Origin of the sequence: Streptomyces sp. NBC_01465, from assembly GCF_036227325.1 — a bacterium.
Classification (GTDB): Bacteria; Actinomycetota; Actinomycetes; order Streptomycetales; family Streptomycetaceae; genus Streptomyces.
The window spans coordinates 6,707,085-6,720,381 of the sequence record NZ_CP109467.1; the positions used below are offsets into that span (position 1 = coordinate 6,707,085).

The following is a 13,297-nucleotide window of genomic DNA, read 5'->3' on the forward strand; positions in this document are numbered from 1 at the left end:
GGAGAGACGTTCAGAGCTTCATTTGAGGTTCCGCAGCGCGGGATGGTCGGAGACGACCGTGCAGGATCCCGGCGCGATTTCCGTGAAGCCCGCATCCCTGACCACCGGCAGCCCGCTCTCCGTGAGCTCCTTCCACTGCACCGCCGCGGCCGTACGCACCGACAGTGGGAAGCCCGCCGCCCGCCACTCCTCGCGCTCCGCCGCCGACAGCTCCCACCACGCCAGCTGCGCCCCGTGTCCGGCCTGCGCCATCGCCTTGCCCGCCGACATCTCGACGTCCGGGCTCATCCAGAGGACGGGCGCGGTGAGGTCGGGCGCCGCAGGCTCCTCGGGGTCGTCCAGGTCCGTCCCGCTGACCTGCAGCTTCGCCAGCTCCTTCGGCCAGCCGTCCAGCGGCACCGGCGGGAAGACCCGTACCTCCGCGGCCTTGCCCGTCACCGTGATCCCCGGCAGCGCGCACGCCTTGCGCCACTCCGCGCCGCGCGCACGCCGCACCACCTTGCGGATCCGGGCGTCCTGCCAGTCCCGCATGACGTCCGCCCACTCCCCGTCGCCCAGCGACCGCTCGTCGGAGAGGATCACCAGGACGGCCCGCGCCGCCGTCTCCAAGGCGTCGGTACGGGCGGGGGGTTCGGCCTTCTCGATGTGGACCACGAGGGGGAGGACGAACTGCGGGGCCTCGTCGCGCGACGTCGGCTCCACCACAAAAGGACTGTCGTTGCTGCTCACGCGTACCAGTTTGCCAGCCCGTCCTGCGCACCTTCTTGGCGGAGGCAGTCCCTCCGGGCGAGGATGCTCCGCATGAAGAGCGATCTTTTCTCCACGGACAACATGGCGCAGCCGGCCGTCGCCCCCGGCATGACCCTGCAGAACGCCAAATCGATCAAGTACGCGATCAATGGCGACATGCTCGCCCGCCAGGGCTCGATGATCGCCTACCGCGGAAATCTGCAGTTCGAGCGGAAGGGCCAGGGGATAGGCGGCATGCTCAAGCGCGCCGTCACCGGCGAGGGCCTGCCGCTGATGGCGGTCACCGGACAGGGCGAGGCCTGGTTCGCGCAGGAGGCCGCGAACTGCTTCATCGTCGACGTCGAGCAGGGCGACGCGCTCACCATCAACGGCCGCAACGTCCTGTGCTTCGACTCCACGCTCTCGTACGAGATCAAGACCGTGAAGGGCTCGGGCATCGCGGGCGGCGGCCTCTTCAACAGCGTCTTCACGGGCCACGGCAAGCTCGGCCTGATCTGCGAGGGCAACCCCATCGTCATCCCCGTCTCGCCCCAGGCCCCGGTGTACGTCGACACCGACGCCGTGGTCGGCTGGTCCGCGCACCTCAGCACCTCCCTGCACCGCTCGCAGTCCATCGGCTCGATGATCCGCGGCGGCTCGGGCGAAGCCGTCCAGCTGATGCTGCAGGGCGAGGGATTCGTGATCGTACGGCCGAGCGAGGCCACCCCGCAGAAGGCCCAACAGCACTGAAACTGAACGGAGTCGGCCGTCGGTACGGCCTCGGCGGGCCCTGGGTGCTGCGCGGGGTGGATCTTGATCTGCCCCCGCACGCCGTCGTACGCGTCGAAGGGGTCAACGGCAGCGGCAAGTCGACGCTGCTGCGGCTGCTCGCCGGGATCGACACCCCGACGGAGGGGTCCGTCACCGGCCGCCCGCGCACCGCGTACGTCCCCGAACGCTTCCCCGCCGCCCTGCCGTTCACGGCGCGCGCCTATCTGGTCCACCTCGGCCGGATCCACGGCCTGGGCCGGGCCGCCGCACAGGCCGGGGCCGCCGAATGGCTGGAGCGGTTCGGGATCACGGAGTACGCCCGTACGCCGCTCAGCCGCCTCTCCAAGGGCACCAGCCAGAAGATTGCCGTGGCCCAAGCCCTCCTCGCCGCACCGGAGTTGCTGATCCTGGACGAGGCCTGGACCGGCCTGGACACCGCAGCCCGCGACACCCTCGACGGCGCGGTCGCCGAGCGCGTCGCCGCGGGCGCCACCGCCGTCTTCGTCGACCACGACCCGCGCCGCCTCGCGGACGCCGTCGACGTGGGCCACCGGGTGGAGGGCAGCGCGCTGGTGCCGGTCGCGGTCGTACGGGAGGAGACGGCCGGACCTCGGGTCCGGGTCGAGGCCTCGGGCCCGCCCGGTGCCGTACTTCCGACGCATCTGCCGGGGGCGCCCGTGTGCGAGCAGGGTCCCGATGCCGCCACCCTGACCGTCGCCGCCGTCCACTCCGACGCCCTGCTGCGGGCGCTGCTCGCCGCGCGCTGGCACATTCGCGGACTGACCCACCAGGTGCACGAGGACCGATGACCGCACTGCTCCGCTACCAGACCGAGCTGCTCCTGCGCTCCCAGCGCTGGCTCCCGCCCGTCCTCCTGTACGGGATCTTCCTCGCGGTCGGCGCCCAGGGCGGCGACCCGGTGCTCGACTCCCTCGGCGTCGCGGCCGCGGCCCTGCTCCCGGTCACCGCCTGGCTGGTCCGCATCTGCGCCACCCAGGAACCCCCTGCCGCCCGGCACTGCGCGGCGGCCGCGACCAGCCCCGCCCGGGTCCATCTCTCCTGCCTGGGCGCGGCGTCGGTCTGCGCGGCCGTGCTCGCGGTGGCGGGGACCGCGGTGATCACCGCGATGAGCGACCCGTCGAGCACCGACCATCAGACGGCCGTACCGCGACTCTCCGCGGCCGCCGCCGGACTCCTCGCCGCCCTGGTGTGCGCCCTCGTCGGCGCCGCCGTGGGCGCCCTCTGCACCTGGCCGGTGCTGCGCTCCACCGGCTGGTCGGTCACGGCCACCGCGCTGGCCGCGCTGCTGGTCCTGGTGACGACAGGATCACCGGCCCATACCGCGGTGTACGGCCTGGTCAGCGGCTCGCGGACCGGCACCGTGCACATCCCGCTGCTGCCCCTGGCCGCGTCCGCGGCGATCGCGGCCGCAGCTGCGGCGGTGGTCTGCCGGCTCACCTCCCGGCGCGGCTGACTACTCTCGTCCGTATGAAGGAGACCGAACCGAAAGCAGCAGTGGCGACGGCGGAGTGCGTGCTGTGCCGCAAGCCGACCGAGTACCCGGAGTCGACCCGCGGCATCACGCTCTGCCCCGTCTGCGAGTGGCAGGAAGCCCAGCGCACGGCCTGTTCCGGCTAGCTCGCGCCCATCAGGTCCGAGACCTTCACGAACCGGTAGCCGCGGGCGCGCAGTTCGGGCACGATCCGCCGTACGGCCGAGTCCGTGGCGGGCGCGGCGCTCTCGGTGCAGTGCATGACCACCAGCGAGCCGGGCCGCACCCCCGACAGCACCTGCTCGGCCACCGCGTCGGAGTCCTGCGCGAAGGGGTCGCCGCTGACCACGTCCCACTGCACCGCCGTCATGCCCAGCGGAGCCAGTGCGCGCAGGGCCGCGCTGTTGTAACAGCCCCCGGGGAAGCGGAAGTAGGGGACCGTGTGTCTCACCCCCGCCCTGCGGAAGGCAGCTGTCGCCCGCGCCGCGTCGGAGCGCATCGAGTCGGCGCCGAGCTCGGGCAGTCCGTAGCAGGGGGACGTGAAGGCGTAGTGGCTGTAGGAGTGGTTGGCGACCTCGAAGAGCGGGTCGGCCCCGATCGAGCGGGCCTCGGCCGGGTACTCGTCGGCCCAGCGGCCCGTCATGAAGACCGTCGCCGGGACCTTCAGTCGCCGTAGATCGGCGATGAGCCGCGGATTGTCGAAGTGCTCGCCCGCGGCCGCCCTCGGCCCCTCGCTCGCGGTCATGTCCGCGTCGAAGCTCAGCGCGACGATCTTGCCGCGGGTGCGGGAGCCGTGCGAGAAGACGGGGGTCAGTCCGCCGGGCCCCGGCGCCATCGTCGGCGGCTTCGACGGGGTGGGCGAGGCGGCGGGCGAGGGGGAGTGGCGGTGCGGCGCGGGAGAGGCTGCCGGTGCGGGCCTGCCGGTGCGGGACTGCGGGGCGGCGGTTCCGCAGCCGGTGAGGAGGGCCCCGAGGGCGGCGGCGGCCGTCAGCCGCCGGGCGAGTGTGATCACGGACGGAACGTATCCGAGCGACGGGCAGGAACCGTGCACCCCGGTCTAGGCTATTGTCGTAAATGCGGCATTTGTGAACCCGAAAGGGAGCCATGGAAACCGATGCACTGACCTCGGCGCTGCTGCAGGAACTGCGCGCGCCCCAGCCGTATCCGGTCGTCTCGCTGAGCATGCCGACCCACCGCCGCGAGCCCGACAACGCCCAGGACGGTGTACGGCTGCGCAATCTGGTCGCGGAGGCCGTGCACCGCCTGGAGGCCGACGAGTCCGTGCCGCGCAAGGCGCGCATCGACATCAAGGCGCAGCTGGACCGGGCCGTCGCCGACCTGGACCTGAGTCACGCCCACGACGGTCTGGTCGTCTTCGTACGCCCCGACGAGTACCAACTCTGGTCGCTGCCGCGGTCGGTGCCCGAGCGCATCGTGCTCAGCGACACCTACCTCACCCGCAACCTGGTCGCCGCGAAGGCGCAGTCCAGGCCGTACTGGGTGCTGGCCGTCGCGGCCGACCGCGCGACGCTGTGGGACGGCTCGGGCGAGAGTCTGCGCGAGCACACCGGGGACGGTTTCCCCCTGGAGCCCGAGGAGATCCAGACGGACGTGCAGCGCGAGGAGCGCCAGGGCGACACCCCCAGCACGTACCGGGACGAGACGACGAAGCAGTACCTGCGCAGCGTCGACGCCGCACTGGGCGCCGTGACCGCCGCGCATCCGCGCCCCGTGTACGTCGTCGGCCTGGCCCCCGCCCTCGGCGCGCTCGAAGAGGCGGGCGGCGCGGCCCGCAAGGTCGCGGGCAAGCTGCTCAAGGGCGGCCTCACCAACGGCCCCGCCCAGGAGCTGCACGCCCAACTGGCGCCCCTGGTCGCCGAGTTCGAGCAGAAGTCGGCCGCCGAGGTCGCGCGTCGGCTGGACGAGGCGAGAGGCCGGCGCACCTTCGCCGCCGGGCTCGACGAGGTGTGGGAAGCGGTCCGCGAGGGACGTGCGGCGCTGGTCGCCGTCGAGGACAACTACCAGGAGGAGGTCCGGCTCGAGGACGGCCACCTGGCGCCCGCCGGCACCGGTCAGGACGGCGACCACGAGGTCCGCGAGGACATCGTCGACGAACTGGTCGAGGCGGCCCTGGACAGCGGCGCCGAAGTCGTCTTCCTCCCCGACGACGCGCTCGCCGCCCACGGCCGCATCGCCGCCGACCTGCGCTACTGACCTATCCGGCCAGCAGCTGCTTGCGGCACTGGGCGACGTCGAAATCGGCCTTCGGATACTGCGGATCGAGCGCCTCGAGGTGCTCGAGCAGCAGCTTGCTGATCGCCCAGTTCCGGTACCACTTGCGGTCCGAGGGCACCAGGAACCAGGGCGCGGCGTCCGTGGAGCACCGCTCCAGGGCGATCTCGTACGCCTCCTGGTAGGCGGGCCACAGGGCCCGTTCCTCGATGTCGCCCGGATTGAACTTCCAGTGCTTGTCCGGGTTGTCGAGCCGCTCCAGGAGGCGTCGCTGCTGCTGCTCGTAACTGATGTGCAGGAAGATCTTGACGACGGTCACGCCGTCCTCGGCGAGGGACTGCTCGAAGCGGTTTATCTGCCCGTACCTGCGCCCCAGTTGGCTGCGCGGCACCAGCTCGCGCACCCGGGCGATGAGGACGTCCTCGTAGTGCGAGCGGTCGAAGATCCCGATCTCGCCCGGCTGCGGGAGCGACTTGATGATCCGCCACAGGAACGGGTGGTTGAGCTCCTCCTGCGTCGGCTTCTTGAAGGCCTTGATCCGGCAGCCCGACGGATTGAAGAGGCCGATGACGTGCTTGACGACACCGCCCTTGCCGCTGGTGTCCATGCCCTGGAGCACCAGCAGCACGCGCCGCCGGTCGCCGCCCGTGGAGGCCGCGTACAGGCGCTCCTGGAGATCGGCGAGACGTTCACCCATCAGGGTGGTCTCGGCGAGGCCGTCGGCCTTCTTCTTCGGGCCCGCGGGGAGGGCCTCCGGATCGTACGAGGAGAGATCGACCTCCCCGCCGGGCGGGATGCGCAGCAGCTCGCGCAGGGGGACGTCTTTCTTCTTGGAACCCTTCTTGGCCACTGCGCATCCCTTTCAGCCGACGGTTAACACCATGGTCCGGTCACGGCGAAGGTCGTGCCAGGGGTGTAGCAGTTCACGAACATGGTTCGGCCGTCCGGGGCGAAGGTGACCCCCGCGAACTCGCCCCACGCCGGTTCCTCCGCGGTGCCGATGTTCTGCCTCCCCCGGGCCATCGGATAGACCTTCCCCTTCCGGTCCAGACCGAAGACGTGCTGGGCGCCCTCGCCGTCCTCGCACACCATCAGCCCGCCGCCTGGGGCGAGCGTGATGTTGTCGGGGGACTCGCCGGGCAGCTGGATGTCCGTACTCGGCCCGAAGACCACGACCAGAGTGAGGCGCCGCTTCTTCGGCTCGTACTTCCAGACCTGCCCGAAGTGGTCGCCCGCCGCGCCGTCCTTGGAGATGGCGAAGCTGGAGACGAAGTACACGCAGGAGCCGCCCCAGTAGCAGCCCTCCAGCTTCTGCGCGTGCGTGATGCCCTTCGGCCCGAAGTCCTGCAGCCGGATGGGGGTTTCCTTCGCGAGCGGATCCGGTACGGGGACCCACTCGACGCCCTCGAAGCGCGCCCCGGTCTCCTGCACGGCGGAGAGGTCGGGCACTCCCGGCACCCGCATCGCCTCCAGGGCGCCGCCCGCGCGCAGTGAACCGACGCCGCCCAGCGGCTTGTTGGGGTGGAAGCGGTAGAAGAGGCCGAACGGCTTGATGAACGCGTCCTCGGTCTCGTACACCGTGCCGTGGTCCGGGTCGATCGCGATCGCCTCGTGCGCGAAGCGGCCCATCGCGGTGAGCGGGACGGCGCCGCTGCGCTGCGGGTCGGAGGGGTCGGTCTCGAAGATGAAGCCGTGGTCCTTGGTGTAGCCGTTGGTGCCGGCCTTGTCCTCGGTCTCCTCGCAGGTCAGCCAGGTGTGCCAAGGGGTGGGCCCGCCCGCGCAGTTGACGGCCGTACCGGCGATGGCGACCCGCTCGGACAGCACGTTGTTGCGGCCGTCCAGCTCCAGGGCCGTACAGCCGCCCATGCCGTTCGGGTCGTACGTGATCCCGGCGATCGCCGGCACCCGGTGCTTGGCCGTGACGCGGTTCTCGTGGTTGCGGACCAGGTACGTGCGGCCCCTGCGCCCCGGCAGGGCCGTCATCCCGTCGTGGTTGGAGGGGACGGTGCCCTCGCCCGAGCGGAGCTGGTCGCCCTCGCGGGAGAGGACCTTGTAGTGGAACCCCCGGGGGAGGTCGAGCAGTCCGGCGGGGTCGGGGACGAGCGGTCCGTACCCCGATCTGCCGCTCGGCTGGGAAGCGGCGGCCGTGCCCTCGAAGAGGGCCGACAGAGTCCCGGAAAAGGCGATACCGGCGCCGACCGCGCCGGTACGGGCCAGGACGTGACGACGTGTTGCATCGGTCATGGGGCATCTCCCTGTTGGCGGACAGGTGGTGCATGACCCGCATGTGTCTAGCACGTACACAACGGCACGTGAACCATGCGGGTCACGATGCCCCGGGAGTCCCGAGGGTCAGGCGAGCTTCGCGGTGAGCGTGATCGTCGTACCCGAAAGGGCCTGGCTCACCGGGCAGTTGGCCTTGGCGTCCTCGGCGGCGGCCTGGAAACCGTCCGCGTCGAGACCGGGGACCTGGCCCTCGACCGTGATGTGGATACCGGTGATGCCGGTGCCCGGCTGGAAGGTGACGTCGGCCTGGGTGGTCAGCTGGGTCGGCGGGTTGCCGGCCTTGGTCAGACCGTTGGACAGCGCCATGGAGAAGCAGCTGGAGTGAGCGGCCGCGATGAGCTCCTCCGGGCTGGTCTTGCCGTTGGCCTGCTCGGCACGGGCGGGCCAGGAGACCGGGTACTCGCCGATGCCGGAGGAGTCGAAGGTGACGACGCCCGAACCCTCGAGGAGCGTGCCGTCCCAGACCGTGTGCGCCTGACGCGTGGTGGCCATGATGAAATCCCAATCTGTTGGTTGGTGGCCCCAAATCTACTGCGCTACCAGGCCCTTCGCGTCGCGTGCCAGGGCCGTGAGCCGGGAGATCGCCCGGAAGTACTTCTTCTTGTAGCCGCCGTTGAGCATTTCTTCACTGAACAGGCGGTCGAAGGGCAGGCCCGAGGCGAGCACGGGGATCTCGCGGTCGTAGAGCCGGTCAGCGAGGACGACCAGGCGCAGCGCCGTCGACTGGTCGGGCACCGGCGTCACATCGGTCAGGCAGACCGCGGTGACGGACTCGGTGAGGGCGCCGTAGCGGCTCGGGTGGATACGGGCGAGATGGGCGAGCAGCGCAGGGAAGTCGTCGAGGGACGCGCCCTCGGTCGCGTATGCCGCCTTGGTGACCTGCTCGTCGCTGTACGGGGCGGGCGCCTCGGGCAGCCCCCGGTGGCGGTAGTCCTCGCCGTCGATCCGCAGCGGGCGGAAGTGGGCGGAGAGGCCCTGGATCTCGCGGAGGAAGTCGGCGGAGGCGAAGCGGCCCTCGCCGAGCTTGCCGGGCAGGGTGTTGGAGGTCGCGGCCAGCGCGACACCCGCCTCGACGAGGCGGCGCAGCAGGGAGGAGACCAGGACGGTGTCGCCCGGGTCGTCGAGTTCGAACTCGTCGATGCAGAGCAGCTTGTGGCCGCTGAGGGTCTGGACCGTCTGCTGGAAGCCGAGCGCGCCGACCAGGTTCGTCAGCTCCACGAAGGTGCCGAAGGCCTTGAGCTCGGGGGGCGCAGGGGTGGCGTGCCAGAGGGAGGCCAGCAGGTGGGTCTTGCCGACGCCGTACCCGCCGTCGAGGTAGACCCCGCGCGGTCCGGTGGGCGCGGCGGGCTTTTTCGTACCCCCGAACCAGCGCTTCCTGCCCGCGCCGGTGGCCGTGGCGCCACCGCCGAGACCGGCGGCGAAGGCGCTGAGGACGGTGACCGCCTCGGCCTGGCTGGGCTGGTTGGGGTCGGGGTTGTACGTATCGAAGCGGACCGAGTCGAAGCGCGGCGGCGGCACCATCTCCGCGACCAGACGGTCGGCGGGGACGCGCGGCTCGAGGGCGCACAGGGATTGGGGGACCACTTCAGCTATGGACGACGACACAGTTCTTAACTCTATGCGCCGTGCCACACTGCCTGGCATGCGACGCCTGCTCCCTGTGACCGACCAGACAGTGCCAGCGCCCGCGGAGGACCGCGAGTGGAGCCTGGACGAACTGGCCGATGCCTACGCCTACCCGGTGACCGCCCCGGAAGGAGGCGCTCCGTGGCTGCGGGCCAACATGGTCTCCTCGCTCGACGGCGCGGCCCAGCACGACGGCCGATCGCAGCCGATCTCCTCCGAGACGGACATGCGGATCTTCGGCACGCTGAGGGCGCTTGCCGATGCGGTGGTGGTCGGTGCGGAAACGGTTCGCCTCGAGGGGTACCGGCCGGCCCGCGCCCGTGAGGCCTTCGCCGCGCGCAGGGCGGCGGCCGGCCAGGGGCCCGCGCCCGCGATCGCCGTGGTCAGCGCGAGCCTGGAGCTGGACTTCGAGCTTCCGCTGTTCGCCGCGCCGCTCGTCCCGACCCTGGTCCTGACGGGGGCCTCGGCGCCCGAGGACCGCGTACGGGCGGCCGAGAAGGCGGGCGCCGAGGTGGTCATCGCCGGTGACGGGGCGGGCGTGGACCCGGCCCGGGCGCTGCGGGAGCTGGGCGAGCGGGGACACCGGCGGCTGCTGACCGAGGGCGGGCCCCGGATGCTGGGCCAGTTCGTGGCGGCCGGGGTGCTCGACGAGCTCTGTCTCACGCTGTCGCCGACCCTCACGTCGGGCGATGCGCAGCGGATCGCCGGAGGCCCCGCGTTGGCGGTGCCGGAACGGTTCTCCTTGGTGTCGCTCCTGGAGGAGGCCGGGTTCCTTTTCAGCCGCTACCGTCGTGTCTGACAATCGGCGGAATTTGTCGTTCCGGTTAGCTCCGGATGGGCAGACTTACCTTTTCAGACCCCGTGTCGGCACGGGGAAGGATGGTTTCAGCAGAAGGGCTCCAGCGGTGTTCACGAGCGTATTGATGATCGAGAAGCCCCTGACCTCGGAAGACGTGGAGTTCGTCACCACGCTGCACGGCGACGAACAGGTCTCCTTCGTGGTGCTGATCCAGCCGCGCGGCGACCAGGCGGACGTACTGCTGCGAGCCATCGACGACGTGGCCATGGGCGAACTGGACGACGCCACCCACGAGAGCGACGAACCCGAGGGGCAGGACGCCAGGCTCCCCGCGGAACAGGCGCTGCAGCACTCCCTGCAGGCGCTGCGCGACGCCGGCAGCACGGCGGAGGGGCGGGTCGTCGAGGAGCACCCCCTCGACCTGCTGACGAGCGTCGTCAACGAGAAGAGCGCCGACGAGGTCATCGTGCTGACCGAGCCGCACTACGTCGAGGAGTTCTTCCACCGGGACTGGGCCTCGCGCGCCCGTCACAAGGTCGGCGTACCGGTGCTCAAGCTCTTCGCGCACAGCGAATAGGCTGGGCCGCCTCACTTACGTCCGTACACCTTGGGGAGAAACGCACATGGCACCCGGTATTCCTGCCGCCATGGACCGACCGCACTTCATCGGCATCGGCGGCGCCGGAATGTCGGGGATCGCGAAGATCCTCGCCCAGCGCGGAGCCAAGGTCGCGGGCAGCGACTCCCGTGAGTCCGCCACGGCGGAGTCCCTGCGCGCGCTGGGCGCCACGGTCCACATCGGCCACGAAGCGGCGAACCTCGCGGACGACGCCACCTCGGTCGTCGTCTCCAGCGCCATCCGCGACGACAACCCGGAGCTCGTGCGCGCTGCCGAGCTGGGCATTCCGGTGGTCCACCGTTCGGACGCACTGGCCTCCCTGATGAACGGCCTGCGCTCCATCGCGGTGGCCGGCACCCACGGCAAGACGACGACCACCTCGATGCTGGCCGTCGCCCTGACCGAGCTGGGCCTCGACCCCTCGTACGCGATCGGCGGCGATCTCGCGGGCCCCGGCACCAACGCCCGGCACGGCGAGGGCGCGATCTTCGTCGCCGAGGCGGACGAAAGCGACCGCAGCTTCCAGAAGTACGACCCCGAGGTCGCCATCGTCCTCAACGTCGAGCTCGACCACCACGCCAACTACGCCTCGATGGACGAGATCTACGACTCCTTCGAGACGTTCGTCGGCAAGGTCGTCCCCGGCGGCACCCTGGTCATCTCGGCCGACCAGCCGGGCGCGGTCGAGCTGACCTCGCGGATCCGCGACCTCTCCACGCTCAAGGTCGTCACGTACGGCATCGACCCCTCGGCCGACGTACGCGTCCAGAAGATCACCCCGCGCGGTCTGACCAGCGAGGTCACCGTCGTCCTCGGCGGCAAATACCTCACCTTCACGGTCTCGGTCCCCGGCAGCCACTACGCCCTCAACGCCGTCGCGGCCCTCTCGGCGGGCGTCGCGCTCGGCCTGCCCGCGCACAACCTGGCCTCCGCGCTCGGCAAGTACACCGGCGTCAAGCGCCGGCTGCAGCTCAAGGGCGAGGAGGCGGGCGTCCAGGTCATCGACAGTTACGCCCACCACCCCACCGAGATGACGGCCGACCTGGAAGCCATGCGCGGCGCCGCCTCCGAAGCGCGCCTGCTGGTGGTCTTCCAGCCCCACCTCTTCTCCCGCACCCAGGAGCTCGGCACCGAGATGGGCCAGGCGCTGGCCCTCGCGGACGCCTCGGTGGTCCTCGACATCTACCCGGCCCGCGAGGACCCGATCCCCGGCATCACCAGCACCCTGATCATCGACGCGGCGAAGGCGGCGGGCGCCGACGTGACCGCCGTGCACGACAAGGCGACGGTCCCGGACGTCGTCGCGGGAATGGCGAAGCCGGGCGACCTGGTTCTCACCATGGGCGCGGGCGACGTCACGGACCTGGGTCCGCAGATCCTCGCCCGCCTTTCGAACTGAGGGGACGCAACCATGTCGTACGAGATCGACAAGCCCGACGAGCAGTGGCGCGAGGAGCTGAGCCCGGCGGAGTACGCGGTACTGCGCCAGGCCGGCACGGAGCCCGCCTTCGTCGGCGAGTACACCGACACCAAGACGACCGGCGTCTACTCGTGCCGGGCGTGCAGCGCCGAGCTCTTCCGCTCGGACACCAAGTTCGAGTCGCACTGCGGCTGGCCGTCGTTCTACGACCCGAAGGACACCGAGGCCGTCGAGCTGATCCAGGACACCTCCCACGGCATGACCCGCACCGAGGTGCGGTGCGCGCGCTGCGGATCGCACCTGGGCCATGTCTTCGAGGGCGAGGGGTACGCGACCCCGACGGACCAGCGGTACTGCATCAACTCGATCTCGCTGAAGCTGACGCCCGACGAGGGCTGAGCACGACAGGCCGGCGGCTGCTGCCTCAGACGGCGCTGCCGTCGGTCTCCAGGGTCATCCGGGCCACGTGCAGCGCCAGGTACGAGACCTCGTCCTCGCTCAGCTGCTGCCCCAGCCGCAGCTCGACGATCGTCGCCAGCTTCTGCGCGGTGCGGGTCGCCTCCGGGTAGTGCTGGCGGATGCCCTTGCCGATCGTGGCCTCGTGGCCCTTCAGCTGCCCGTGCTGCTGGATCCGTACGAAGAGATAGCGCACATGGGTGATGAACCGCGCCGCGCTCACGGACTCCTGGGAGACGTCCAGGCCGTACTGCTCGGCCACGACGGCGAGCAGCTGCTGGATGACCCCGGTCATCGTGTACGTGAACGACAGGTCGCCCGAGGCGAAGCCCGCGTTGACCAGGTGCAGTGCGAGCGCGGTCGCCTCGGACTCGTCCAGCTTCGGGTCCACGCGCTCGTTGATGGCCGCCAGCAGGCGCTGCGCCTGGGCGTACTCGGCGCCGTACAGGGCCTGGGCCTCGGCGCGCAGCGGGTACTCGACGACGACGCCGCGTGCGGCCCGCTCCAGTGCGCCGGCGACGTGGTCGGCGACGCCGATGGCGAGGGTGGGGCGGGTGGACTCGCGCCCCTCGATACCGACCTCGTCGAGGGCGATGACGACGGCCCGCAGGACTTCCTCGCCGATGAGGGCGAGGGCCTCGGCCAGATGGTCGGGGTCGCGGCCGTCGGCCGGGACGAAGACGCGCACGATCAGCGACGGGTCGATGGGCTTGCCCTGGCGGGAGACGAAGCCGATGCCGCGGCCGGTGAGGATGACCTCCTGGCCCTTCTCGTCGCGCGCGAGGACCACGTTGTTGTTGAGGACGCGCAGGGCCTCCATCAGTGGCTCTCCTCCCGTGCGTGGTCCGGTTCTGTTCTGCTCCATGA

At 70.9% G+C, this 13,297-nt stretch carries 16 protein-coding genes; 9 read left to right on the forward strand and 7 right to left on the reverse strand.

Annotation, left to right across the window (positions count from 1 at the left end; translation table 11 throughout):
* Positions 1–18: 18 nt before the first annotated feature.
* Positions 19–729, reverse strand: coding sequence for an aminoacyl-tRNA hydrolase (locus tag OG707_RS31515; protein WP_329124341.1), 711 nt, complete (start codon positions 727–729; stop codon positions 19–21).
* A gap of 72 nt (positions 730–801) precedes the next feature.
* Between OG707_RS31515 and OG707_RS31520 the strand changes: the two genes are divergently transcribed.
* The 4 genes from OG707_RS31520 to OG707_RS31535 are packed head-to-tail and all read left to right on the forward strand — an operon-like array spanning position 802 to position 3,138.
* On the forward strand, positions 802–1,479 hold the full coding sequence (locus OG707_RS31520) for an AIM24 family protein (protein WP_329124343.1): 678 nt from the start codon (positions 802–804) through the stop codon (positions 1,477–1,479).
* The gene (locus OG707_RS31525; RefSeq protein WP_329128079.1) at positions 1,476–2,309 is read left to right on the forward strand and encodes an ABC transporter ATP-binding protein; all 834 of its coding nucleotides are present in this window, start codon (positions 1,476–1,478) and stop codon (positions 2,307–2,309) included. Before OG707_RS31520 ends, OG707_RS31525 begins: the two co-directional genes overlap by 4 nt.
* Positions 2,306–2,974 carry an ABC transporter gene (locus OG707_RS31530; RefSeq protein WP_329124345.1) on the forward strand — a complete coding sequence of 223 codons (669 nt, stop codon included), beginning with the start codon at positions 2,306–2,308 and terminating at the stop codon, positions 2,972–2,974. Before OG707_RS31525 ends, OG707_RS31530 begins: the two co-directional genes overlap by 4 nt.
* Positions 2,975–2,988: 14 nt before the next feature.
* Entirely contained in the window at positions 2,989–3,138 is a 150-nt protein-coding gene (locus OG707_RS31535) for a hypothetical protein (RefSeq protein WP_329124347.1), read from the forward strand.
* On the opposite strand, the gene OG707_RS31540 is transcribed toward OG707_RS31535, so the two are convergent.
* On the reverse strand, positions 3,135–4,004 hold the full coding sequence (locus tag OG707_RS31540) for a polysaccharide deacetylase family protein (RefSeq protein ID WP_329124349.1): 870 nt from the start codon (positions 4,002–4,004) through the stop codon (positions 3,135–3,137). The two genes, OG707_RS31535 and OG707_RS31540, sit on opposite strands and share 4 nt — an antisense overlap.
* Positions 4,005–4,096: 92 nt before the next feature.
* Here OG707_RS31540 and OG707_RS31545 point away from each other — a divergent pair, with 92 nt between their 5' ends.
* Entirely contained in the window at positions 4,097–5,206 is a 1,110-nt protein-coding gene (locus tag OG707_RS31545) for a baeRF3 domain-containing protein (protein ID WP_329124352.1), read from the forward strand.
* A 1-nt stretch (position 5,207) separates the two neighbouring features.
* On the opposite strand, the gene OG707_RS31550 is transcribed toward OG707_RS31545, so the two are convergent.
* The 4 genes from OG707_RS31550 to zapE all read right to left on the reverse strand — a co-directional run bounded on the left by OG707_RS31550 (position 5,208) and on the right by zapE (position 9,154).
* Positions 5,208–6,074 carry a PPK2 family polyphosphate kinase gene (locus tag OG707_RS31550; RefSeq protein ID WP_329124354.1) on the reverse strand — a complete coding sequence of 289 codons (867 nt, stop codon included), beginning with the start codon at positions 6,072–6,074 and terminating at the stop codon, positions 5,208–5,210.
* A 23-nt stretch (positions 6,075–6,097) separates the two neighbouring features.
* Positions 6,098–7,468 (reverse strand): alkaline phosphatase PhoX, encoded by a 1,371-nt coding sequence (locus OG707_RS31555; RefSeq protein ID WP_329124356.1) that lies wholly within the window; start codon positions 7,466–7,468, stop codon positions 6,098–6,100.
* 108 nt (positions 7,469–7,576) lie between these two features.
* The gene (locus OG707_RS31560; RefSeq protein ID WP_206963921.1) at positions 7,577–8,002 is read right to left on the reverse strand and encodes an OsmC family protein; all 426 of its coding nucleotides are present in this window, start codon (positions 8,000–8,002) and stop codon (positions 7,577–7,579) included.
* 36 nt (positions 8,003–8,038) lie between these two features.
* Positions 8,039–9,154, reverse strand: a complete 1,116-nt coding sequence (gene zapE / locus OG707_RS31565; RefSeq protein WP_329124360.1) for a cell division protein ZapE — start codon at positions 9,152–9,154, stop codon at positions 8,039–8,041.
* Here zapE and OG707_RS31570 point away from each other — a divergent pair.
* The 4 genes from OG707_RS31570 (at position 9,153) to msrB (ending at position 12,373) form a co-directional block, all read left to right on the forward strand.
* The gene (locus OG707_RS31570) at positions 9,153–9,935 is read left to right on the forward strand and encodes a pyrimidine reductase family protein (protein ID WP_329124362.1); all 783 of its coding nucleotides are present in this window, start codon (positions 9,153–9,155) and stop codon (positions 9,933–9,935) included. The genes zapE and OG707_RS31570 overlap by 2 nt on opposite strands.
* A gap of 124 nt (positions 9,936–10,059) precedes the next feature.
* Positions 10,060–10,512 (forward strand): indole-3-glycerol phosphate synthase, encoded by a 453-nt coding sequence (locus OG707_RS31575; protein ID WP_329124364.1) that lies wholly within the window; start codon positions 10,060–10,062, stop codon positions 10,510–10,512.
* A gap of 46 nt (positions 10,513–10,558) precedes the next feature.
* Positions 10,559–11,953, forward strand: coding sequence for a UDP-N-acetylmuramate--L-alanine ligase (gene murC, locus OG707_RS31580; RefSeq protein ID WP_329124366.1), 1,395 nt, complete (start codon positions 10,559–10,561; stop codon positions 11,951–11,953).
* 12 nt (positions 11,954–11,965) lie between these two features.
* Positions 11,966–12,373 (forward strand): peptide-methionine (R)-S-oxide reductase MsrB, encoded by a 408-nt coding sequence (gene msrB, locus OG707_RS31585; RefSeq protein WP_329124368.1) that lies wholly within the window; start codon positions 11,966–11,968, stop codon positions 12,371–12,373.
* Positions 12,374–12,398: 25 nt separating this feature from the next.
* Here the strand turns inward: msrB and OG707_RS31590 are convergent, their stop codons facing one another.
* Positions 12,399–13,250, reverse strand: a complete 852-nt coding sequence (locus OG707_RS31590; RefSeq protein ID WP_329124371.1) for a PRD domain-containing protein — start codon at positions 13,248–13,250, stop codon at positions 12,399–12,401.
* Positions 13,251–13,297: the final 47 nt, after the last annotated feature.